At 46.2% G+C, this 21,312-nt stretch carries 18 protein-coding genes; 9 read left to right on the plus strand and 9 right to left on the minus strand.

The features are described from left to right. A partial coding sequence (locus RCH83_RS01970) for a transporter associated domain-containing protein (RefSeq protein WP_306518516.1) occupies nt 1-576 on the plus strand: 576 nt, incomplete at its 5' end. Nucleotides 577-760: 184 nt separating this feature from the next. Continuing rightward, entirely contained in the window at nt 761-2,479 is a 1,719-nt protein-coding gene (locus tag RCH83_RS01975) for a M28 family metallopeptidase (RefSeq protein ID WP_306518518.1), read from the plus strand. Nucleotides 2,480-2,569: 90 nt separating this feature from the next. Here RCH83_RS01975 and rlmM read toward each other — a convergent pair whose 3' ends face one another. The 6 genes from rlmM to mutY all read right to left on the minus strand — a co-directional run bounded on the left by rlmM (nt 2,570) and on the right by mutY (nt 7,096). Beyond that, nucleotides 2,570-3,640 (minus strand): 23S rRNA (cytidine(2498)-2'-O)-methyltransferase RlmM, encoded by a 1,071-nt coding sequence (gene rlmM, locus RCH83_RS01980; RefSeq protein ID WP_306518520.1) that lies wholly within the window; start codon nt 3,638-3,640, stop codon nt 2,570-2,572. Nucleotide 3,641: 1 nt separating this feature from the next. Beyond that, complete coding sequence (locus tag RCH83_RS01985; RefSeq protein ID WP_306518522.1) at nt 3,642-4,055, minus strand: hypothetical protein; 414 nt, start codon at nt 4,053-4,055, stop codon at nt 3,642-3,644. Further along, entirely contained in the window at nt 4,033-4,692 is a 660-nt protein-coding gene (locus RCH83_RS01990; protein WP_306518557.1) for an alpha/beta family hydrolase, read from the minus strand. Before RCH83_RS01990 ends, RCH83_RS01985 begins: the two co-directional genes overlap by 23 nt. Nucleotides 4,693-4,739: 47 nt before the next feature. Beyond that, on the minus strand, nt 4,740-5,675 hold the full coding sequence (locus RCH83_RS01995) for a transcriptional regulator GcvA (RefSeq protein ID WP_306518524.1): 936 nt from the start codon (nt 5,673-5,675) through the stop codon (nt 4,740-4,742). Between the two features lie 30 nt (nt 5,676-5,705). After that, nucleotides 5,706-5,981, minus strand: coding sequence for an oxidative damage protection protein (locus tag RCH83_RS02000; RefSeq protein WP_306518526.1), 276 nt, complete (start codon nt 5,979-5,981; stop codon nt 5,706-5,708). Nucleotides 5,982-6,067: 86 nt separating this feature from the next. Next, nucleotides 6,068-7,096: an A/G-specific adenine glycosylase gene (mutY, locus tag RCH83_RS02005; protein ID WP_306518528.1), complete on the minus strand. Its 1,029-nt coding sequence runs from the start codon at nt 7,094-7,096 to the stop codon at nt 6,068-6,070. A gap of 132 nt (nt 7,097-7,228) precedes the next feature. Here mutY and trmB point away from each other — a divergent pair, with 132 nt between their 5' ends. Together trmB and RCH83_RS02015 are read left to right on the plus strand one after the other, a co-directional pair. After that, complete coding sequence (trmB, locus tag RCH83_RS02010; protein ID WP_306518530.1) at nt 7,229-7,969, plus strand: tRNA (guanosine(46)-N7)-methyltransferase TrmB; 741 nt, start codon at nt 7,229-7,231, stop codon at nt 7,967-7,969. Further along, nucleotides 7,969-9,006 carry a class I SAM-dependent methyltransferase gene (locus tag RCH83_RS02015; protein WP_306518531.1) on the plus strand — a complete coding sequence of 346 codons (1,038 nt, stop codon included), beginning with the start codon at nt 7,969-7,971 and terminating at the stop codon, nt 9,004-9,006. Before trmB ends, RCH83_RS02015 begins: the two co-directional genes overlap by 1 nt. A gap of 83 nt (nt 9,007-9,089) precedes the next feature. On the opposite strand, the gene RCH83_RS02020 is transcribed toward RCH83_RS02015, so the two are convergent. Then, nucleotides 9,090-9,500, minus strand: a complete 411-nt coding sequence (locus tag RCH83_RS02020; RefSeq protein ID WP_306518533.1) for a DUF3293 domain-containing protein — start codon at nt 9,498-9,500, stop codon at nt 9,090-9,092. 258 nt (nt 9,501-9,758) lie between these two features. On the opposite strand from RCH83_RS02020, the gene RCH83_RS02025 reads away from it, so the two are divergent. Both RCH83_RS02025 and arcA read left to right on the plus strand, forming a co-directional pair. Next, nucleotides 9,759-11,342, plus strand: coding sequence for a sensor histidine kinase (locus tag RCH83_RS02025; RefSeq protein WP_306518535.1), 1,584 nt, complete (start codon nt 9,759-9,761; stop codon nt 11,340-11,342). Nucleotides 11,343-11,523: 181 nt separating this feature from the next. Then, entirely contained in the window at nt 11,524-12,231 is a 708-nt protein-coding gene (gene arcA / locus RCH83_RS02030; RefSeq protein WP_306518537.1) for a two-component system response regulator ArcA, read from the plus strand. Nucleotides 12,232-12,346: 115 nt separating this feature from the next. On the opposite strand, the gene RCH83_RS02035 is transcribed toward arcA, so the two are convergent. Beyond that, nucleotides 12,347-14,650: an ATP-binding protein gene (locus RCH83_RS02035; protein ID WP_306518539.1), complete on the minus strand. Its 2,304-nt coding sequence runs from the start codon at nt 14,648-14,650 to the stop codon at nt 12,347-12,349. A gap of 29 nt (nt 14,651-14,679) precedes the next feature. After that, nucleotides 14,680-16,521 carry a cyanophycinase gene (locus tag RCH83_RS02040; protein ID WP_306518541.1) on the minus strand — a complete coding sequence of 614 codons (1,842 nt, stop codon included), beginning with the start codon at nt 16,519-16,521 and terminating at the stop codon, nt 14,680-14,682. Between the two features lie 384 nt (nt 16,522-16,905). Here RCH83_RS02040 and yfcC point away from each other — a divergent pair, with 384 nt between their 5' ends. The 3 genes from yfcC to folE2 all read left to right on the plus strand — a co-directional run bounded on the left by yfcC (nt 16,906) and on the right by folE2 (nt 20,776). Then, nucleotides 16,906-18,390, plus strand: coding sequence for a putative basic amino acid antiporter YfcC (gene yfcC, locus RCH83_RS02045; protein ID WP_306518543.1), 1,485 nt, complete (start codon nt 16,906-16,908; stop codon nt 18,388-18,390). A gap of 10 nt (nt 18,391-18,400) precedes the next feature. Beyond that, nucleotides 18,401-19,591: a beta-aspartyl-peptidase gene (iadA, locus tag RCH83_RS02050; RefSeq protein ID WP_306518545.1), complete on the plus strand. Its 1,191-nt coding sequence runs from the start codon at nt 18,401-18,403 to the stop codon at nt 19,589-19,591. A 258-nt stretch (nt 19,592-19,849) separates the two neighbouring features. After that, complete coding sequence (folE2, locus tag RCH83_RS02055; RefSeq protein WP_306518547.1) at nt 19,850-20,776, plus strand: GTP cyclohydrolase FolE2; 927 nt, start codon at nt 19,850-19,852, stop codon at nt 20,774-20,776. The last annotated feature ends 536 nt before the right edge of the window (nt 20,777-21,312 follow it).

The raw sequence follows: 21,312 nt of genomic DNA on the forward strand, positions 1-21,312 counted from the left end.
GCCGATGATTTAATTGGCGTTGTTTCTACCAAACAACTGCTGGTGCAGTCAGTTTCCGGCAATCTCACAGATTTGGCAGCGCTGGCGCAGCCTTGTAATTTTGTGCCGGATAGCCTGACCGGTATGGAGCTGTTAGAGCATTTCCGCACTTCCGGCAGCCAGATGGTGTTTGTGGTAGACGAATACGGTGATTTAAAAGGTTTGGTGACGCTGCTTGATCTGATGGAAGCCTTAACAGGTGAATTTAATCCGGATGACGGTGAAGACTTGATGGTGATCACCCGCGACGACGGCTCTTTATTATTAGATGGTTTATTGCCGGTGATTGATCTGAAAGACTGCCTGGGTATCAATAAGTTACCTGAAGAAGACAGCAACAGGTATCAGACCTTAAACGGTATGATTATGTTATTGCTTGGCAAAATGCCACAAACAGCTGACAAAGTTGAAGTGGGTAACTGGACTTTGGAAATTATTGATATGGACGGCAAACGTATTGATAAGGTGCTGGCGATAAAAAAGCCTGATTATATCGACGCTGATGATTTAAACAGCGACAGTGATAAATCCGGTTAACATTTGCTTACCAGTTTTTTGAAACTGACGCTGAAATTCTACTTTTCGTCGCACAATAAAGACCGCCACTCCGGCGGTCTTTATTGTTTCATGGTAGGCTGCACCGACCGTTAAAAATAACTTCAAACAGTTCAGGTCGATTAACCCGGGTGTGGATCCCTGCCCTCATTTTCAGGAACATCAAATGCAAACAAAAACCCTGATGATTTTGTCATCAACATTGTCATCTATTCTGTTATTAAGCGCCTGCAGCGCGACTTCGCCTGGCGCCGAAGCGCCGGCAGTACCGCAAGTACCGGTGGCAACTGCAGCGCAGGGCGCCGATGCCAATCGTATCGCTGCCCATATGCAATTTTTAGCCGATGACGCGCTGGAAGGCCGCGATACCGGTAGTAAAGGCCATTTAATTGCCAGCAACTATATCGCCACCAATTTCCAGCAGTTGGGTTTACAGCCAGCAGGCGACAATGGTGGTTTTTTCCAGAAAGTGCCACTAAAACAAAGCAAACTGGTCAATAACAGCGCCAGCCTGACTTTGCATATCAATGGCAAAGATATGGTTGTGCCTTATCCAAAACACTTTTTCACAGGCCCAAGCAGCCATGAAGGTAAAGTTGCGGTAAAAGATGCTGAACTGGTGTTTGTTGGTTATGGCATGGTGTCCAAAGAGTTTGGTCTTGATGACTACGCCGGCCTTGATGTAAAAGGCAAAGTTGTAGTGATGTTACCAGGACGCCCAAGCAAATTGCCAAGTGAAGAAGCGGCGCATTTAGGCTCGCTGAAACAACGTCTGGCGGCTGAACATGGTGCCATTGGCATTATTACGCTGCACACACCACAAGAAGAAAAAACCCGCCCTTACGCCAACAGCCTGATGTATTTAAATTCAGCCCGGGTGCGTTGGGTGAATGATAAAGGCGTTTCTGAAGGTGATTATCCACAGTTAAAAGCCGGTGCTTACCTGCATATGGAAGCGGCCAAACCTTTATTTGACGGCGCCAAAGAAAGTCTGGACAGCATTTTTGCCAAGCTGGAGAAAAAAGAAGTTCCAACAGGTTTTGCGCTGAATGCCAAAATGAGTTTTGGCCGTGAATCTACCCACACTGACATTCAAAGCCAAAACGTGGCTGCAGTGCTGGAAGGTTCAGATCCAACTTTAAAAAATGAATATGTGGTGGTCACAGCCCACTCCGACCATATTGGTATTGGCAACGACTTACGCTCTAAAGACAAAATTAACAATGGTTTAATGGACAACGCCGCCGGTGTCGCTATTTTGCTGGAAACCGCCCGTTTATACAGCGCAGCGCCGGTGAAACCTAAACGTTCTATTTTGTTTGTGGCAGTGACAGGTGAAGAAAAAGGTTTATTGGGTGCAGATTATTTTGCCCATCATCCGGTAAAACCAATGCAGTCACTGGTTGCTAACGTCAACCTGGATATGCCGGTGTTGTTGTATCCATTTGCCGATATGATCGCTTTTGGTGCCAATCATTCTACTTTAGGTGCTGTTGTTGGTCGTGCTACTGCTAAACATGGCATTAAATTAAGTGCTGATCCTATGCCGGAACAGGCCATTTTCACCCGCTCTGATCACTACACTTTAGTGAAAAAAGGTGTGCCTTCAGTATTTTTAATGACAGGTTTCACCTCTAAAGATCCGGCGCAAAAAGGTGGGGAAATCTGGGGTAAATTTTTTGCCAAACACTACCACAAACCAACAGACGATCTGGCAGGCCTGACCAAAGACTTTGGCCCTATCCGTTATGATGCCGGCGCTTTATTTGCTGATATTAACTACGCCATAGGCGAAGAAATTGCCAACAGCGAACAAAGACCACAATGGTTAAAAGCTTCGTTTTTTGGTAACACTTTTGGCCACAGTTACAATATGCAGAAATAACTGTGGGCCGATAACCCTTGTATCAACAGGGGTTATCACAAACACAAAAAAAGGCCAGCGGATGCTGGCCTTTTTGCAAAGCTGACAACCTTACACTTTACATAAATGCACAGTCACTTCTTCGCGGTCGTGGTACAGATGTTTGGCCTGAAACTGCACTTTTAAACCAGCTTCATCAAAACGGCTTTGCATTTGTGCCAGCACTTCCTGCAAGGTTTCATAACGTTTTTTCATTGGCAGTTTGAGGTTAAAAATACTTTCCTGGCACCAGCCGTTGATCAGCCAATCACAAATTAACTGGCCCACTCTTTGTGGTTTTTCAATCATGTCACACACCAGCCAATGCACATTGCGTTTTTCCGGCTGAAATTTAAAACCATCCACCTGATAGTGTTTTACCTGGCCAGTGTCCATTAACTTCTGATCCATCATGCCGTTATCAATAGCAACCACCATCATAGAGCGGATCACCAGCTGATAAGTCCAGCCACCAGGGCAAGCACCTAAATCCACAGCATTCATGCCGGAAGCTAAACGGGTTTCCCATTCATCACGCGGAATAAACTGTAAAAAGGCTTCTTCCAGTTTTAACGTGCTGCGACTTGGCGCGTCATTCGGGAACTTCAAACGGCGGATACCATTTTCTAAATCACTGCTGTTCTCAGGGTACGACAAGCCCAAGTAAGCTTCTTTGCCGGACAACATAAATAAATGCAGCACAGGCGCGCGTGTTTGCTGTTTTGGCAACATCACACCGGCCTGACGCAAACTTTGACGCAGCGGCACTGTTAACTTACGGGCCAGAGTAGATAACTCTTTGCCGTCGTTGGTGTCGGGGTATTCCACCCGTAAATCACCACAGTTGCTGATTTGTGCATCCAGCGCCTGTTGCACTACAGCACCGACCCTGTCGCCTGTAGGTAATTCAATTAAATCACCAATTAACAGCGCCCATTGGCGGATAAATACCAGCTGCTCAAAAGGGTAATCGCGGTAAAATGTGGCTAATAATTCGCTGTCGTAAGCTTCAAAAATCACAAAAGCGCTGTCGCCTTTTAGTTTGCAATAACCAAAGACGCCATGCTGACCCGCTTTGTCCTGAATTTCGGCCGCACATTCTTTTTCAAATCCGGCGCGGCAATAAAGTATTAGTTGTTTCATGTTATTTCCTGATCCAGGGTATAGCGGCCAGCAACAGCCAGCACAAAAGCAATAACTGGCCGCCTAGAGGCGCCAGTTTGGAAAAATGTAGTGGCAGGTTAAATAAACCGGCCCACACCGTATAAACAAAAAGCCAAAGGCCCAGATGAAAACCAACAGCCACTAAAGCCGGTAGTTTTAAAAATACCGTTGCCATTTGCCCTTGCGGCGCTGCGTTTTTTGGCAACTGGTTGAATGTTAAAGCCAATAACGCCAGCGTCTGAAAAGCCAATATTGCAGTGCTGCTTAATAACGAGCTCAGCGCTTTGCCATCCAGGCTATATAAAAACAAATGTGAAATAGCGGCCGACATGCCAACCACCACAGCACCGTATAAAGCTGTCAAAGTTAAATTAAGCCGCCAGAAGTTTTGCATCAATAAAGTCTCTGCTTGCTGTAGCCGCAAGGGTTATCAACTCTTGCTGCGACATTGCATGTTTTTTTAAGGTTTTTAAATCATGGTCACCAAAAGGCAACCAGTTTAAAGTAAGTTCTGGCCAGTTGGCAGCATGCAATTCGCTTTCAAGGGCTTTGCCACCAAACTCGTCCCTTTCACCTTGTATGATAAGCACCGGTAATTTCAGCGTTTTAAAGTGCTCAGTTCTGGCTGCTATGCCCAGCGCTTTTTTTGCCGGTGGGCAAAAAGGATAACCAAAACAACAAATGCCTTTAATTCTGGCCTGTAACTGCGCTGATGAAGCTGCTGGCTCGCTGGAAATCTCAGAGGCAAGCTGGCTGGCAACCGCAGCGGCAAAAAGCGTTGCAACCCGGCCGCCCATCGATTTCCCGCCAATAAATAACGGCAAATCATCCGGTACTAAAGCAATAAAATCGGCAAGCTCCTGCTGTAACTTCACCACAACAGGTGGCGGCTGTTTGCTGCCATTTAAAGATTTTTGCATATAAGCAAAATTCACCCGCCAGACTTCAATGCTGTTTTTCGCCAGTTCGCTTGCCAATAAGGTTAAATAATCAGATTGCACAGAAGCTCCGGCGCCATGCAACAGCAGCATTCTGGCGATGGGCTTTTCAGCGCTGTTGACAATAAAAATGCCGGATTTCAATCGTTGATCGCTGCAATATTAAACTGCTGCTCTTTAAAATCTTCCTGCTCACGCTCAACCAAAGCAATCATCCATTGCCGGAAAGCGGCAATTTTGCCAAGTTCGGTTTGATTGTCGCGGCACACCAGATAATGAGCGTCTTTACTTTGCAACACATGGTTAAAAGGCACTATTAAACGGCCTGAATTAATGTCGGGTTGTGCCAGTACGTTGTGCGCAAGCGCTACACCCTGACCATGCACAGCAGCTTGTAACACCATAGCGCTGTGGCTAAAAATCGGCCCCTGATTCACATTAAAATGTTTAAAACCCTGACTGGTAAACCAGGCTTTCCAGGCGTCTCTGGTGGTGTCATGCAACAGCGTATGAAAACGTAAATCAGCAGCTTCATTCAGAGGTTTAGCGCGGTTCAGCAGCATAGGCGAACACACAGGCACTAAATATTCGGTATGCAGTTTGTCAGCATGCAAATTACGCCAGTTGCCACGGCCATAATAAATAGCAACATCCACATCGTCGGTCAGCGAGCCTTCTTCCGAATCAACAGCACGGATACGCACATCTATATCTGAATGTAACTCACTGAATAAACTTAATCTTGGCACCAGCCACTGAATAGCAAAACTTGGCTGAAGGCTGACGGTTAAAGCACCTTTGGCACCCCGTGCCAGCAGTTTTTCAGTCGATTCATACAGCTGCAAAAAAATGTCTTTAATATCGAGAAAATAACTCTGGCCTTCTTCAGTCAGCAGCAAAGAGCGGTTCTTGCGCATAAACAACTTCAGACCTAAATGGTCTTCCAGCGCTTTGATCTGATGACTGATAGCGGCCTGAGTGACATACATCTCTTCAGCCGCTTTGGTAAAACTCAGATGGCGGGCGGCCGTTTCAAAAGCCTTTAATGCATTCAGAGGTGGTAAACGGCGCGCCATAAATGTTCCTGCTGTTGCTAAAAGCGGTTATCAGCTTTTGCTGGGTGGCACGTAACCTTCAATGGCTACATCGGCACCTTCAAACAAAAACTGCTGCATTTGTTCTTCCAGCAATTTACGGTGCTCAAGGTTCATCATATTGAGTTTTTTCTCGTTGATCAGCATGGTTTGTTTAGCCTGCCATAACGAAAACGCTTCTTTACTGATGTTTTCAAAAATCTTTTTGCCAATTTCACCCGGATACAACTGGAAATCCAGCCCTGGGGCCTGCTTTTTCAGATAAAGACAAAATACTTCACGTGCCATAATCTACCTCGGCTTTGCTCTTTGCCATACGGCTTAGGGAATTGCGCGCATTGTAATCTATTTTACGAAGCCTTTGCCCTGCTTTCTTATGTTTTGTCTGGCTTTACATCAAACTGTTGCTCAATAAAACTGCGGATAGGCGCCGGCAAACCTACTTTGTTAAGGTCGTTTTTGTGATACCAACTGCCGGAAAATTCTTCCTGCACCTTTGTAGCGACATCATTTAATAACCAAACCGAAGCGTCTAATTTGTAGTGGGTAAACTGGTGCACAAAAACGCCATGTAACTTTGCCTCTTCCAGCCAGGGCGACTGGGCTTCCACTTGTGGCAGCGACCAGAGTGACGCCCAGATGCCTTTTTCCGGTCTTTTATGCAGCAAAATATGGCCATCTTTAATTAACCATAAAAAATGCCCAGGTTTCACCGGTACCAGCTTTTTTGGTTTAGCTGTTGGTAATTCATCAACGCGGTTTTGTGAAAGCGCCAAGCAGCTGTTTGACAGCGGGCACTGCTCACAAAGAGGCTGGCGTGGTTTACAGATAGTAGCGCCTAAATCCAATAAACCCTGGGCAAAACTGCGGCAGTTTTCCGAAGGTGTGAAAGCTTCAGCTAAAGCCCAGAGTTTTTTATCAACAGCAGAACTTGAAGTGACGCCATCAATAGCAAAATAACGGGCATATAACCGCCTGACATTGCCATCAACAATAGGGCCATAACTGTCATAAGCAAAAGACATAATGGCGCCCGCTGTGTAACGGCCCACTCCTGGCACTTCGAGCAGTGCCTCCAGCGTTTTTGGAAAAGCACCAAGCTCGCGGATATAAGCCGCCGCTTTATGCAAATTACGGGCGCGGGCGTAATAACCAAGGCCCTGCCAGTGCGCCATCACTTCATCGTTTGTTGCTTGCGCCAAAGCTTCTATCGTTGGAAAAGAAGCCATCCAACGCTGAAAATACGGAATAACTGTCGCCACCTGGGTTTGTTGCAGCATTAATTCTGACACCAGCACCGCATAAGGGGTACCTGCCTGTTGCCATGGCAATTGATGGCGGCCATGTGTTTTTTGCCAGCTAACCACCTGATTTTGAAATGCTTTAATTTCTGCTTGCAACAAGATAATAAATTCCGCTGATAAATTGCCGTGCAGTCTAACCTGAGAGCTTGTTACTGCCAATGCAAAGTCGGTTGAGTGCAAGGCCGTAACAACGCATAATGTGCGCCGCAAAATTCCCGCCCGGAGCTATTAATGAATAAACCAGAAACTGACGTTGTGTTGCCAACAGATGCCACAAACGACACCGAACAGCCAAAATATCTGCGCCGTATCCGCAGTTTTGTGTTGCGTGAAGGCCGGCTGACCAAAGGCCAACAACGTAGTCTGGATTTGTTCTGGCCAAGCATGGGCCTGGAACACCAGCAGCAAACCTATGATTTTGAACAAGTGTTTGGCCGCAAAGCTGATTTGGTGCTGGAAATTGGTTTTGGTATGGGTAAATCTTTAGTTGCTATGGCCAAAGCCGCACCAGAGCTTGATTTTATTGGTATTGAAGTGCACAAACCCGGTGTAGGCGCTTGTTTGGGTGAAGCCGAAACTGAAGGTGTCAAAAACCTGCGTTTGTTTGAACATGATGCTGTTGAAATTCTGAATGACTCTATTGCTGACGGCTCTTTAAGCACAGTACAGCTATTTTTCCCGGATCCTTGGCATAAAACCCGCCATCATAAACGCCGTATAGTGCAGCCTGATTTTGTGCAGCTACTACGCCGTAAATTAAAAATTGGTGGTGTGTTTCATATGGCCACCGACTGGGAAAACTACGCTGAGCATATGCTGGAAGTGATGAGCGCTGCCGAGGGTTACGAGAATCTGGCTGAAGATAACCAATATGTGCCAAGACCAGACAACAGACCTTTAACCAAATTCGAAAACCGCGGTGTGAAATTAGGCCACGGCGTTTGGGATCTTATGTTTAAGCGGGTGAACTGATGCTAACGCCACAAAGTCAGCTGCTGCTGCGAAATATTGCCGATTTATCAGGTGTTGTGTTGCTGGTTGAACCTATGGCCGACGACCTTCCGCGCGAGCTGGCTCTCAATAATAGTGAACTGCAATTAAGTTGTTATACCACTGACAAAACAGTGGCCAACAACTGGCAACAACAAAGTCAGGCGCCTTGTTATTTTGCCGCTGAGCTTGATGCCAAACATTTGGCTGCCGGCAAAAAATTCGACACTGTTGTGCTTTTTTACCCAAAAAGCAAAGAGCAGCTGGCCTTTAGCCTGGCGCAGTTAAATGCTGTTATCGACAACAACACACAAGTGTATCTGGTGGGTGATAACAAAGGTGGTATCAAAAGTTTAGTGGCACATGCCGAAAAACTTGGTTTACACGCCCATAAACTCGACAACGCCAAACACTGTTTATGGTTTGCGTTAACCGGCCTTGCCGATAAACCACAACAAGCCCAGCCAATGGCCAATTTCAGTGCTGAAGTTGCCGGTAAAAAGCTGCAGTTCTGCTCTTTGCCTGGAGTGTTTAATCACGGCAAACTCGATGTTGGCACTGCTATTTTGCTGGAACAACTTGGTTTTATTCAGCAAGGTAATGTGCTGGATTTTGCTTGTGGCGCCGGTGTTATTGGTACTTTTTTACTGCAACAGGCACCTGGCATTAAGCTTTATTGCTCCGACGTCAGCGCTTTGGCTGTTGCCAGCAGCAAAGCCACTTTTGCGTTAAACCAGCAGCAGGCACAGGTGGTGGCCGCTGATGGTATGCCGGATGGCACACCACTGTTTAACCATATAGTCACTAACCCGCCGTTTCACACTGGTTTAAAAACCGACTACAGCGTGGCGGAGAAGTTTATTAATGACAGTAAAAATAAACTGAGTTCTGGCGGCACTTTAACTTTGGTGGCCAACGCCCATTTACCTTATGCCCAATGGTTAAAAGAAGTATTTGGTAACGTAAAAGAGTTGGCGCGTCGTAACGGTTTTGTGGTTTATCACAGCCGGAAAAGCTAACAGATAACACCAACAAAAAAGGCAGGACATTGATTGGTCCTGCCTTTTTGCTCTCTACAATTCACTTTTATCAACCGTTGTCTTTACCCCTGCAATACAATTTGCCTTGCCAGATAAGGCCCCAGATATTCTTCCGCGGCTTGTCCTGCTTTAAACATTAAAGCCGGCACCAGATACAACTGCCCTGCTTCCACCCAATAAATAGCATTTTGCCGGAACTTCATTGCCAGACTCAGCGCTTTGTTTTTATCACAAAGTACTGCCCAGCTTTTTTCCTGAAAAGATAAATCCGGCGAAGCGCCAATGATGGTGCGGTATGGAATATGAGCTTCATCCAGCTCAGTTTCAAATTCGCGGTCGAGGGTTAAATTATGCTGAGGGTGGTAAAGATGTCCGGCGGGGTTTTGTGCACTAATAATGGCAAAATTGATTTGATCGCCCAATGGCTGATGACATAAAAACACACTGGTTTTATAGCTTTCCCAAAGATCCATCACAGGCTCCTGTCAGCTTGGTAACAATGTCATTCATCGCAAACAACTGCAGGCAAACTACCACAACATCAGGCATGCACCGCGACGCCAGACACTATAAACGCCAATCACAATTTTGTCAGGCCGGTTTGCTTAATTTCCTGAAAATGCATAACATCAAAGTTATAACTATTTGAGCTTGCTTAAGGTTTAGTGACTTTATCAATGAAGCCTTTATTACGCACCACCTCAATTAAAGGGGCCCTGAGCTGGGTTGTTATGCTTATTTGCAGCGTGACTTTACTGGCTTCCCTGACCATATCTTCGTTGCAAGACATTAATTTCCAAAAACGGAAGCTGGTTGATCAGTTGCATGCCTACGCCAATATTGTCGCTTTTAACTCTAAAGCCAGTATTTTATACGACGATGCGGAAATGGAAGATGGCAGGTTAAAATCATTTGCTGCTGTTGATATTTTGCACAACATTCATATTTATAAATTAACAACAGAAACAAACCAACTCACTTTTTTTTCCAGTTATAACAGACGTGACGTAGGTCCCCACCCAACCCAGTTTGATAAAGTTGATGAACTGTTAGAGCCACATTTTGACGGCGATGTAATAGAACTGACAAAAGCTGTTGATTTTGAAGGTAAAAAAATCGGTTATATCTACCTGCGCGCCAGCCTCACCGAGCTGAATAAATATATGCAGAACCGCATTCTGTTTGATTTATTAATTGCCATCATCGCTTTGCTTTGTGCGTTTTTTGTCAGCGTGCGCTTGCAACGTCGTTTTACCAAACCCATCGAATCATTATTGGCTGTGGTACAAAAGGTCACCAAAGAGAAAAGTTATTCGATGCGCGCACCCGCTGCGGAAATTGAAGAACTGCATATGCTTGGCCGTGCCATCAATAATATGCTGGACCGTATTGAACAACAATTTAATAAAGTACAACAAGCAGAGCAGGAAATCAGACAGCTGAACCAGGGGCTGGAGCAGAAAATTAATGAAAGAACAGTCGCATTAAAAAGCTCAAATCAGGATTTATTAAATACGCTGGAAACCCTGCACCAGTATCAGAATCAGATTGTTGAAACCGAAAAAATGGCCAGCCTCGGCCAGATGGTGGCCGGTGTCGCCCACGAGGTCAATACGCCGATAGGCCTTGGCGTAACTGCCTCTACCCTGATGCAGGATAAACTGGCCGATATTCAGAAAGCTTTTGATGAGAAAAAACTGACATCAAATCAACTGGCTAAGTTCTTGAGTGAAAGTAATGAAAACCTCGGTATCATCTACCGCAATCTTGAAAGAGCAGCCAGCCTTATCCGCAGTTTTAAACAGGTTGCAGTGGATCAATCCAACGAAAATCGTCGTACTTTTAACGTGTTGCAGTTGATGAATGAAGTACTGCTCTCACTTAGGCCCAACCTGAAAAAAACCCAGCATGAAGTGCTGCTTGAATGCGACCCACAACTTGAAATTGACAGCAAACCAGGACCGGTCAATCAGATTTTAATTAATTTGATTATGAACAGTCTGATCCATGCTTTTGAACATATTGAACACGGCACTATCAAAATTCAGGTCAAAGTTGAACACAGCCGTTGTTTTATTCATTACAGCGATAATGGCGCCGGTGTACCGGAAAACATTAAAAAACGTATTTTTGACCCCTTTGTTACCACTAAAAGAGGTGAAGGTGGAAGTGGTCTGGGCATGCACCTGGTCTATAACCTGGTTACTCAGGCACTCAATGGCAAAATTAACCTGGAAAGCAGCCTGGGTGAAGGTGTGCATATCCTGTTTGATTTCCCCGTTGTGGTGAAAGCTTCAGCCGAACAAACCTTGTGATCCCCTCCTGACAACCGCCAGGCATCAAAGCCCCCTACATTAGCAAAGCCTAATTGTTAACAAAATCACTTGTTAACATTTGGACCCAAAGCTATAATTGCGGAAAAAATGACAACTGAATGTCACCGGTTCCATCTCGACTTGTTTAAAAATCCAACAAACTTTACATAAGGTTCATCTCATGCAGACGCCTGTGATTTTGATCGTAGAAGACGAGGAAGTAACACGTTTAAACCTGGTCAGCCTGTTTCAGGGTGAAGGTTACGACGTGCTGGAAGCTGTTAATGGCGAAGAAATGCATCAGAAACTGACGGATAACAGCGTTAATCTGATTGTGATGGACATTAACCTGCCAGGGAAAAACGGCTTAATTCTGGCGCGGGAATTACGCCAGAAAGAAAACATCGGTCTGATTTTCCTGACCGGTCGTGACAGTGAAGTCGATCGTATTCTGGGTCTGGAAATTGGCGCTGACGATTACCTGACAAAACCATTTAACCCGCGTGAACTGACTATCCGTGCCCGCAACCTGTTAAGTCGCACCGTTTCTCAGCCTGTTATTGAAGAGCACAAAAGTATTGTGAGATTCAACGGCTGGACGCTGGACGAAAACAGCCGCAACCTGACATCACCAAAAGCTGTGTCACGTCGTTTGCCAAAAGGTGAATACCGCGCACTGCGTTTAATGCTGGACACTCCGGGTAAAATTTTCACCCGTGAACAGCTGATCCGTCATATGACAGGCCGTGATTTACGCCCGAATGACCGCACTGTAGATGTGACTATCCGTCGCATCCGCAAACACTTTGAATCTGATGTCGACAGCCCGGAGCTGATCAGCACTATTCACGGTGAAGGTTACCGTTTTGTTGGTAAGCTGGAAAAATAAACTGCATTCATGCAGCAGCACAGGAACAGCGGGCAATAACACAACAGAAGATTTAGTTGTAAAACCCTGGCTTCAGACAAGCTTTTGAGCCGTCAACAGTCAGGTTCTAACCCGCTTAGTACTGTTCAACAAACTCATGCAGAGCGGCCAGGTGCCGCTCTATTGTTAAGTGATATTCGATTAACTGCCGCTCCATTGCCCCCCAGTTTGGTGTTTCTTCCTGCTCTAATAACTTTGCCTGCTGCTGCACCCATAACAAACCAACTGAAGCAGCTGCACCTTTTAGTTTGTGAGCAGCCTCCTGAAACTCTTCCAGCTCACGCTGAGTGGCAGCTTCCAGCATTTTATTGATATAACCGGGCAATAATTGCTCAAACAGCTGAATGCTACGATTCACCGACTTTTTACCCAGAGATTGCAGATAATCCTGCAGTGTAACCAAATCAAGCACAGTGTCCGGATTTTTTTCCTGTGTCGCAGTGGCTGCACTTCGCACTGCACTTGGCGAAAACAACTGCGCCAACAACTGGTCAAGATTTGCGGTATTAATAGGTTTGGCTAAAGCGCCATGGATCTGTATACCTTCGAGCTGTTGTTCTGCTTTTCTGACGTTGGCACTTAACACCACAATCGGAATTTGTGCCAGTCTGGGTTCCAGTTTCATTTCGCGGGCTATCTGGTCGCCTGTCATGTCGGGCAACTGCATATCCAGCAACACCAGATCAATATCATCTTCAGTTTCCAGCAGTGCTAAAGCGTCTTCCCCTGTTTCAGCGTGGATCACCACATGACCACGTTGTTCCAGTAGATTAATGGCTATTTCGGCATTTAACGGCACATCTTCAACAAGCAGTACTGTCAGGCTAGGACAGCTGACCGCTGTGATTAACTCCGGCTCGGCCAGCACTTCGGTTGGCAGATGGACGGTAAAACTACTGCCCTGATTCAGCTGACTTTGTAAACTGATCCGACCGCCCATCGCTTCTGCCAATGCCTTGGACACCGACAAACCTATGCCCGAGCCAACAATACTCAGACGGCGGCCATCACTGGATTTGTAATACATGTCGAAAATACGTTGTTGTTCCTGCGCAGCGATACCAATGCCGGTGTCGCTGACAATAAAAATCAGCCCACTGGCCTGGTCCTGCACCTGACTGAACTCACAATACAAACTCACCTGCCCTTTGGCGGTAAATTTCACTGCATTATTAATCAGGTTCCACAACACCTGCCGCACCCGGGTAGGGTCCAGTCTGACAAAGCAGCTTAAGTTCCCAACCCGCTGCAAGCTGAACTTCAGACCTTTTTGCTGGCAAATCAGCTCGGCAAAGTTGGCTATATCACCAATAAACTGCTCCAAAGCCACACTCTGGTAAACAATATCCAGATCCTGCCGGTCGATTTTATCTAAGTCGATAATATCGTTAAAAATATTACCCAGAGTTTCGGCACTGCTGAAAATGGTATTGGCCCAGCTGCGTTGTTCAGCCGCTAATTCGGTTTCTAATAAACGCCGGGTCAAACCCACTATGCCATTGAGCGGGGTACGCAGTTCATGGCTTAAGGTGGCAATAAATTTACCTTTGTCCTGATAAGCACGCTCCAGCGCCTGTTCAGCAAGCTTACGGCTGGTAATGTCACGGCCAAAACCCAATAAACCTATATAACGGCCCTGCCGGTCAAAAAACGGCACTTTGCGCATTTCGAACCACATCACCTGCCCCTGGGGCGTGGTGTATTCCACATCCAGCGTCAGTTCGGCCTGATTCACCGACACTTCGTGGTCAGTCAGAATGGCCGCAGGGGCCATGTCGGAAGAGTAAATTTCGAGCGGATAATGCCCTATCAGTTCACTGGCACTTTTGCCTATCAGCTGTTCAAACATTTTGTTGCAGCTGGCAAAACGGCCGGTTTCATCACGGTAATAAAATAAGTCGGGCGAGCTGTCGACGATAGAACGCATTAATAAACTTTGTTCTTCCAGCTCCAGCTGGGTTTTTTTCCGTTCGGAAATTTCTTTACGCAGCTCATCAATAGCGCGGCGTTTGGCCTGAAAAGCTTTTTTCCGCTCTTCAATTTCAAAGTTCAGCTGACGTATATTTTCCTGCAGATTTTCATTTAACAAAGTTTCCTGACGGGCAGAATCTTTTAAATAAAACAATGCGGCATCAAGATGACGAACCAGGTACAACAACAAGGTGACAAAAACCGGTGCTGCCACTATCGCAAAAACAACGGCTCCGGCCACCATGTCCCAGCGCACCTGATTGTGCAGAATTAAACTGACAGCAAGCGCCAATAAAGCACTGCTGAGCAGAAGAAACAATACTGTCAGGCTGGCCAGTTGCAGCCAGCCCCACAGTTTTAACACTGCGGCCAGACGTCTTACCCAGGATTGGACCGGATATTGACTCAAGCTGAGAACCTCTGTCGCTTAGGTGAAGGTTAACTGCCGACGACCGAAACCTGTACATTGCGGTAGGAGCAGTAGTTTTTATTGATAGCACCTACATTATACTGACCCGACCGTGCTGCCGATTGTGAATCGCGCCGCAACTGCACTTTAAAATCTTTGCCTGCCACACTAAAACTGCCATCAGCTGTCCTGCTTTGGTTATTGCAGAGTAAATTGGCCAACTGACGGAAATTATCACCATTAAACAAACTGCCGGATGTCAGAAGTGGCCGGCTGGCAGTGCTCGGGGCATATTTCCAGTCGGCAAAACTGGCGAACAACTGGCCCTGTTGCAAACTAAAACTATCACCATTGGTGAAATAATGGCTTTGCATCGCCAGCAGTTTAGAAGGTTCAACTGAAGTTTCAGCCACCCGTTGTGCCACATAAACGCCTTCGGCACCACTGACGGCAAAACGGATCAAATCCGGGTTTTTCTTATCAAAACCAACCAGCAACGCAGTGGCTTCATCTACACCAAAACCAAAGGTATTTTTGCTTTGTGCAACCAGAGTTAACAACCGGCCCTGGCGGCCTCGTTCAGAAAAATGAGTATCCAGTACACCCCATGGAAACAAACCTAACCCGCCCTCGGCCTGGTAGGTCAGACTGCTTTCATCCATGCCCGTGCCACAGTTGTTCGCTTTTTCACAGCCCTGTTGTGGCGCTTTGGCAGCAAATGCGCCCTGATACAAAGCTTGTGGGCTTTGGCCATTGCTGATCATCACAGTGTCTGCGCCCAGATAACTGCCACCCGACATCACTGCTGTACCTGCACTGGTGCCTGCCAGCACTAACTCACCTTTGCTAAGCATACTGCGGATCTGCGCCAGCTCTTTGCTGTCAGAGCCATCGGGTTCTTTAAAGGCTTTATAAGTCAGGCTCTGATCACCACCATTGATAAAAATAGCGTCGGCACGGCGGATTTCATTTAATGCCTGCTCTGAACCCAGAGCACAAAAAGTTTTTTGTTGTGTCAACAAGTCCGGATACACCCGGCCACGCTGATAACTGCCCTGCTCTTTGACCAAATGTTGCAGATAGTTCTGACAACCGGCTTCGCGTCCGGCGCTGTCACGTTGTGCCGCCTGATAAGCCGCATTCACTGGCAACCAACTGGCTTGTGCACCTAATTTTTCAAATAAATCCACATAATAATCAACAGCAGCAAAAGGATCGCGACCAGAGGCTGTTACCACCAGAATACGGGGAGCCCTTTTGCCACTGACTTCGCTGGCAAGGCCAACAAATTGTTGATACAACGCCAGTGAAAACGGGTCTTTACTATTTAACGGCAACACCTGCTCTTTTTTGCGGTCGTTTTTTAAGCCGGTCTGCGCTACTTCAACCTCAAGCTGATCAAACACAAAGTTACGTTCCGCTTCGGTCAGATTACCGTATAAATCGCGCCCGGACACCCAGCTGCCATTGTGCTCCACTTCACTGGAACGCCATAACCGGCTCAGTTCACGTTCTGTCACTGCGCTGTCGGCCAGTTTATTTTGTAAATGCTTTAACATAGCGCCAAGCTGAGCTGCGACTATTTTGCGATCTTCCGGCCAGAAACTGTCTGCAATAATGTTGTCGATATATTTAGTCTGCACACTAAAAAGCGCTGCTGTTTTTGCATTGTTGCTAAAAGTAGCTGCCGCATCACATTCTGACTTCTGAGCAGACGCACAAACCGAAGCGCCTCCACCTATCAACATCATCGAATAAGATGGCATTGTTTTGTTGTTGGCCTGTGAATTGGATTTTGTGTCTGCGGCGTGGACCGATAACAGCGGTAACATTGATGCCAGAACTGGCCAGCAACAGTGGGCTAATTTCATAGTCTCTTCTTGTTTTATTTGGTTAAACGCGCTAAACGAATGAAAATAAGGCTGTTAGATTAACTGGTATTGACATCTTTGCCAATTACAGATAATCCTAAACAGCTATTTTCCAACCTTAATGCTGGTTATTTGGTCGTTCAATGTTAAAAAACGCCGTGTTACTAACAAGCTATCACTATTCGCCTTACTACTTATCGGAGTGGTTTAACGAGTAGATCCGGTCCGGTCGCTTTGGCTGCAGCACAACCTTATTTTGCGGTTGTGAGCTGTTGAGCTCGGGTCGGACACCATTCTTTCCGACAATCTGCCTGCTGCTACTTCAGTGAAACCCACAAACTGAAAAAGGTTTGTGTCCTACATTTCGGAACAGAGATTTTTGTTATGCAACACAATTCCAGCAATAAAGCACTCAGCATGCCTGATGCTTTTGTCATTTTATTTTTTGTGATGTTATTGGCTGCTTTGGCTTCCCATCTGGTGCCAGCCGGCAGTTTTGATTTATTGCCAGCGAAGACCAATGCCGCAGGTGAACTGCAAAAACCGCGGATTGACCCACAAAGCTTTAGCTACAGTCAGGAAAGCAATCAAGGGGTTGTGCTTTTTGCCGAACCAGGTGAAACCGGTTTTCTGAATTACGCTTTTGAAGGTTTGGTGTCCGGTGACAGAAACGGCGCTGCTATTGGTGTTATTGCTTTTATTCTGCTGACCGGCGGCGCCTTTGGCATCATTATGCAATCGGGTGCGGTAAATAACGGTATTCTGGCGCTGATTAAGCACACGCAAAACATGCAAATTTTGTTTATACCGCTGATGTTTACGCTGTTTTCATTGGGTGGTGCTGTATTTGGCATGGGTGAAGAAGCCATCGCCTTTTGTATAGTGCTGCTGCCTTTAATGCTGGCTTTAGGTTATGACGCCATTACCACAGTACTGGTGACTTATATCGCCACTCAGATAGGTTTTGCCACCAGTTGGATGAACCCTTTTAGCGTGGCCATAGCTCAGGGTATTGCCGACTTGCCGCTGATGTCAGGTGCGCCTTACCGTATGGTGTTGTGGTTGGTATTCACCCTCTTTGGCGTGATTTTTACCATGTCTTATGCCGCTAAAATCAAAAAGAACCCTGAAATTTCAGTCAGTTTCCAGACGGATCAACAACTACGCTCACAACAACTGGCGCAACAACAGTCAGCTTTCACCGCACTTGATGCCGCCATTTTAACGCTGTTTGTAGCAGGGATAGCCTGGGTGATTTGGGGTGTGGTGGCGCGTGGTTATTATATTCCACAAATTGCCACCCAGTTTTTTGCGTTGGGTTTAGCAACTGCCATGCTCGCTATTGTTGGCAAAAGAATGACAGTAAACGGCGCAGCTGATGCTTTTAAACAAGGTGCTGCCGAGCTGTTGCCAGCAGCGCTGATAGTGGGGATGGCCAAAGGTATAGTGTTGCTGCTGGGAGGTGATGACCCAACTCAGCCTTCAGTGCTGAACACTTTGTTGCATCTGGCCGGTGAAAGTTTTAATGAGGTTCCTGCTTATATAGCTGCCTGGATGATGTTGATTTTCCAGTCTATTTTTAATTTTTTTGTCACCTCAGGCTCAGGCCAGGCTGCTTTAACTATGCCTTTGGTTGCGCCTTTGTCAGATTTAGTCGGTGTGTCCAGACAAATCGCCGTGCTGGCCTTTCAGCTGGGTGATGGTTTAACCAACTGCATAGTGCCCACTTCAGCTTCTTTAATAGGTTGCCTTGGGGTAGTAAGGGTGGACTGGATGTTATGGGCCAAATTTGCCTGGAAACTGCAACTTTGGTTATTTGTGCTGGCAAGTCTTGCCGTGGTTGTTGCAGTTGCCATTGGTTATCAATAAGGAGCCAGCCATGAGCTTAATGAAATTATTTAAAAACGCCCATCTGCTCTGTCCTGCCGACCTGGGCCAACAAGATGTGCTGATTGCCGGCAAGCAGATTATTGCCATAGGTCAGGATTTGTTGATCGGTAATCATAATCTGCCTGTTGAAATTATTGATGCCAGCGACTGTTATTTAACACCGGGTTTTGTTGATTCGCTGGTGCATTTTATTGGCGGTGGTGGTGAAGGTGGTTTTGCCAGCAGAACGCCGGAAATGCAGCTGACAGATGCGACTTTGGCAGGGGTAACAACCGCCATCGGCGTACTAGGCACAGATTCCACCACCCGCACCTTAACCAACCTGCTGGCCAAAGCCCATGCGCTGGAAACTGAAGGTATTTCAACTTATTGCCATACCGGCTCTTATCAAATTCCCTGCCGTACTTTAATGGGTTCTGTCACTGACGATCTCATTCTTATCGATAAATTTATTGGTGTTGGTGAAATTGCTATCAGCGACCACCGCTCATCCCAACCCACTTTAACTGAACTGCGTAAAGTAGCAGCACAGGCGCGGGTGGGTGGCATGCTGGCAGGTAAAGCCGGTATTGTCAGTGTGCATGTAGGCGCTGGTGCTTCATTGCTGGACCCGCTGCATCAAGCCGTCAACGGCACTGAATTATCGCTGAAGCAGTTTTATCCTACTCATATCAACCGCAATCAGGACGTTTTTGCCGCTGGTATCCGTTTTGCCAAAGCAGGTGGTGTGATTGATTTTACTACCAGCACTACAGCTTATGATTTAAAGCATGGTGAGGTTGCAGCAGCACAGGCTTTGGCCATGGCGCTGGAGCAGCAGATACCGGTTGCAAATCTGACCATGAGCTCAGACGGCAATGCCAGTTTGCCGCTTTTTAATGTTCAGGGTGAATTGCTTGGGCTTGAAGTCGGCAAAGTCAGTTCTTTGTATCAAAGTGCCAGAAGCGCCATGCTGGATTTTAAAATAAGCCCAAGCCTCGCCATAGCGGCAATAACCTCCTCCCCTGCTGCTGTACTTGGTTTAAGCCATAAAGGCACTTTGGCAGTTGGTAAAGATGCTGATTTGGTGCTTATTCATAAAGATGACCTGCACATTCGCAGTGTTTTTGCCAAAGGCCGTACCATGGTCAAACAACAAAAAGCAGTGGTATTTGGCACCTTTGAAACAAAAGACGACTGATCCACATCCCTTGTCAGTGCGTAAATAGAAGGAGTAGAATACCCGACTAATTTAATCGGGTATTCTGGTTTTTTAACCATGGCTCGAAAAAATGGATGAGTGTATTGCAAATTTTTCATAAGACAAATTTGCGAACTGGGGTAAAATGCAGCCCTTTTTAGCCATCCAGCGGTTAACCAGTAACAGCTTTTATGCAAAGCAACTGCGGATAAACCGGAGCTAACGCCTTTTATGCAATCGACGGATCTTGGAGAATTCATGCCGACAGCGATGCCAGATGTAGCCAATCACTCTTGTGCCACCACCGAAGGGGTACTGGACTGGGTTGGAATGAGCAATATTGAAGTGCCACTGATGCTGGCAGTTGCCGGTGAAGCACCGCGTCAGGTCAGTGCTCATGTCGAAGCTTTTGTAAATTTAAAAGATCCAAAAGCCAAGGGCATTCATATGTCCAGACTTTATCTGTTGCTGGACGATTTATCCCGTGAATCAACCTTAAGCCATGCCAGCCTTTGTGATCTGCTGGACGGTTTTATTACCAGCCATGAAGATTTAAGCAATCAGGCTTTTGTAAAGTTTGATTTTGATTTGCACTTACGCCGTAAAGCTTTGATCACCGAAAAACAAGGCTGGAAAGCATACCCTGTAACAGTGACTGGCCAGGTGGTTGATAACAACCTGTCAGTGGAGCTGGCGGTAAAAGTGCCTTATTCATCCACCTGCCCTTGTTCAGCAGCTTTGGCGCGTCAGCTGATCCAGGAAGCTTTTGTGGCAAAATTTGCCGGTCAACAACAAATCAGCAGTGAATTGGTGGTGGACTGGCTGGGCACAACCCAGGGTATAGTGGCCACGCCACACAGTCAGCGTTCTGTTGCCGAAATTAAAGTGAAACTGAATCACAAAGTGACAGAGTTTCCGATAGTTGCCTTAATTGACGCTATTGAAGATGCGTTAAAAACGCCGGTACAAGCTGCAGTTAAACGCGCCGATGAACAAGAGTTTGCCCGTTTAAACGGTCAGAACCTGATGTTCTGTGAAGACGCTGCCCGTCGTTTAAAACACGCACTAAATCAATTGTCTGAATTTGATGATTTTTGGTTAAGAGTGAATCACTACGAATCGCTGCATGCTCACGATGCAGTGGCTGTGACTGCAAAAGGACTTGAAGGCGGTTACCGCGCCTGATAGCTGTACAAAAGCAAAAATCCCCAAGTCGTTGTGCCGCATAATTACCGCATAACATTTGTGGTAAATTCACCTGAAAAAGCTGCTTCGGCAGCTTTTTTTCTGCCTGAAAATGATAAAACAACAATAATTCGCCACAAAACTGTAATTAAATTACAGAATGTATGCCTTATGCTCAGACAACAGCAACCCAACTTCGTCGCCGCTTATTCGCCAAAAGTCAGCTTGCAATTCAGCTAAAAAATCGGTATATCTAACTCAAGGTCTTTATGTATAGACGTCTAAACGACGCGCAGACCACACTAGAGTAAAAACACTAACAACCCTTGACCCTTGAAAATAACCCCGTTATTTTCTTTCACACGTAAAAAAACTAAAAATTAGAATAATAATTCATTAATTTTACATATTAATACACAAGTTATTGGCGATGTATCCGGGCGTAAATAAAGGCGGCAACTGAACGAATTGCCATCAGCATAAAGAACTATGCGATTGGCATCAGTGAAGGCGGCCCCTGCAACTTCAATGACAAA

It is taken from the genome of Rheinheimera sp., assembly GCF_030824435.1.
Classification (GTDB): Bacteria; Pseudomonadota; Gammaproteobacteria; order Enterobacterales; family Alteromonadaceae; genus Pararheinheimera.

Coding starts and splice junctions, on each gene's coding strand:
- RCH83_RS01975 (WP_306518518.1), top strand. CDS start 761: ATGCAAACAAAAACCCTGATGATTTTGTCATCAACATTGTCATCTATT.
- rlmM (WP_306518520.1), bottom strand. CDS start 3,640: ATGAAACAACTAATACTTTATTGCCGCGCCGGATTTGAAAAAGAATGT.
- RCH83_RS01985 (WP_306518522.1), bottom strand. CDS start 4,055: ATGCAAAACTTCTGGCGGCTTAATTTAACTTTGACAGCTTTATACGGT.
- RCH83_RS01990 (WP_306518557.1), bottom strand. CDS start 4,692: ATGCTGCTGTTGCATGGCGCCGGAGCTTCTGTGCAATCTGATTATTTA.
- RCH83_RS01995 (WP_306518524.1), bottom strand. CDS start 5,675: ATGGCGCGCCGTTTACCACCTCTGAATGCATTAAAGGCTTTTGAAACG.
- RCH83_RS02000 (WP_306518526.1), bottom strand. CDS start 5,981: ATGGCACGTGAAGTATTTTGTCTTTATCTGAAAAAGCAGGCCCCAGGG.
- trmB (WP_306518530.1), top strand. CDS start 7,229: ATGAATAAACCAGAAACTGACGTTGTGTTGCCAACAGATGCCACAAAC.
- RCH83_RS02015 (WP_306518531.1), top strand. CDS start 7,969: ATGCTAACGCCACAAAGTCAGCTGCTGCTGCGAAATATTGCCGATTTA.
- RCH83_RS02020 (WP_306518533.1), bottom strand. CDS start 9,500: ATGGATCTTTGGGAAAGCTATAAAACCAGTGTGTTTTTATGTCATCAG.
- RCH83_RS02025 (WP_306518535.1), top strand. CDS start 9,759: ATGCTTATTTGCAGCGTGACTTTACTGGCTTCCCTGACCATATCTTCG.
- arcA (WP_306518537.1), top strand. CDS start 11,524: ATGCAGACGCCTGTGATTTTGATCGTAGAAGACGAGGAAGTAACACGT.
- RCH83_RS02040 (WP_306518541.1), bottom strand. CDS start 16,521: ATGAAATTAGCCCACTGTTGCTGGCCAGTTCTGGCATCAATGTTACCG.
- yfcC (WP_306518543.1), top strand. CDS start 16,906: ATGCAACACAATTCCAGCAATAAAGCACTCAGCATGCCTGATGCTTTT.
- iadA (WP_306518545.1), top strand. CDS start 18,401: ATGAGCTTAATGAAATTATTTAAAAACGCCCATCTGCTCTGTCCTGCC.
- folE2 (WP_306518547.1), top strand. CDS start 19,850: ATGCCGACAGCGATGCCAGATGTAGCCAATCACTCTTGTGCCACCACC.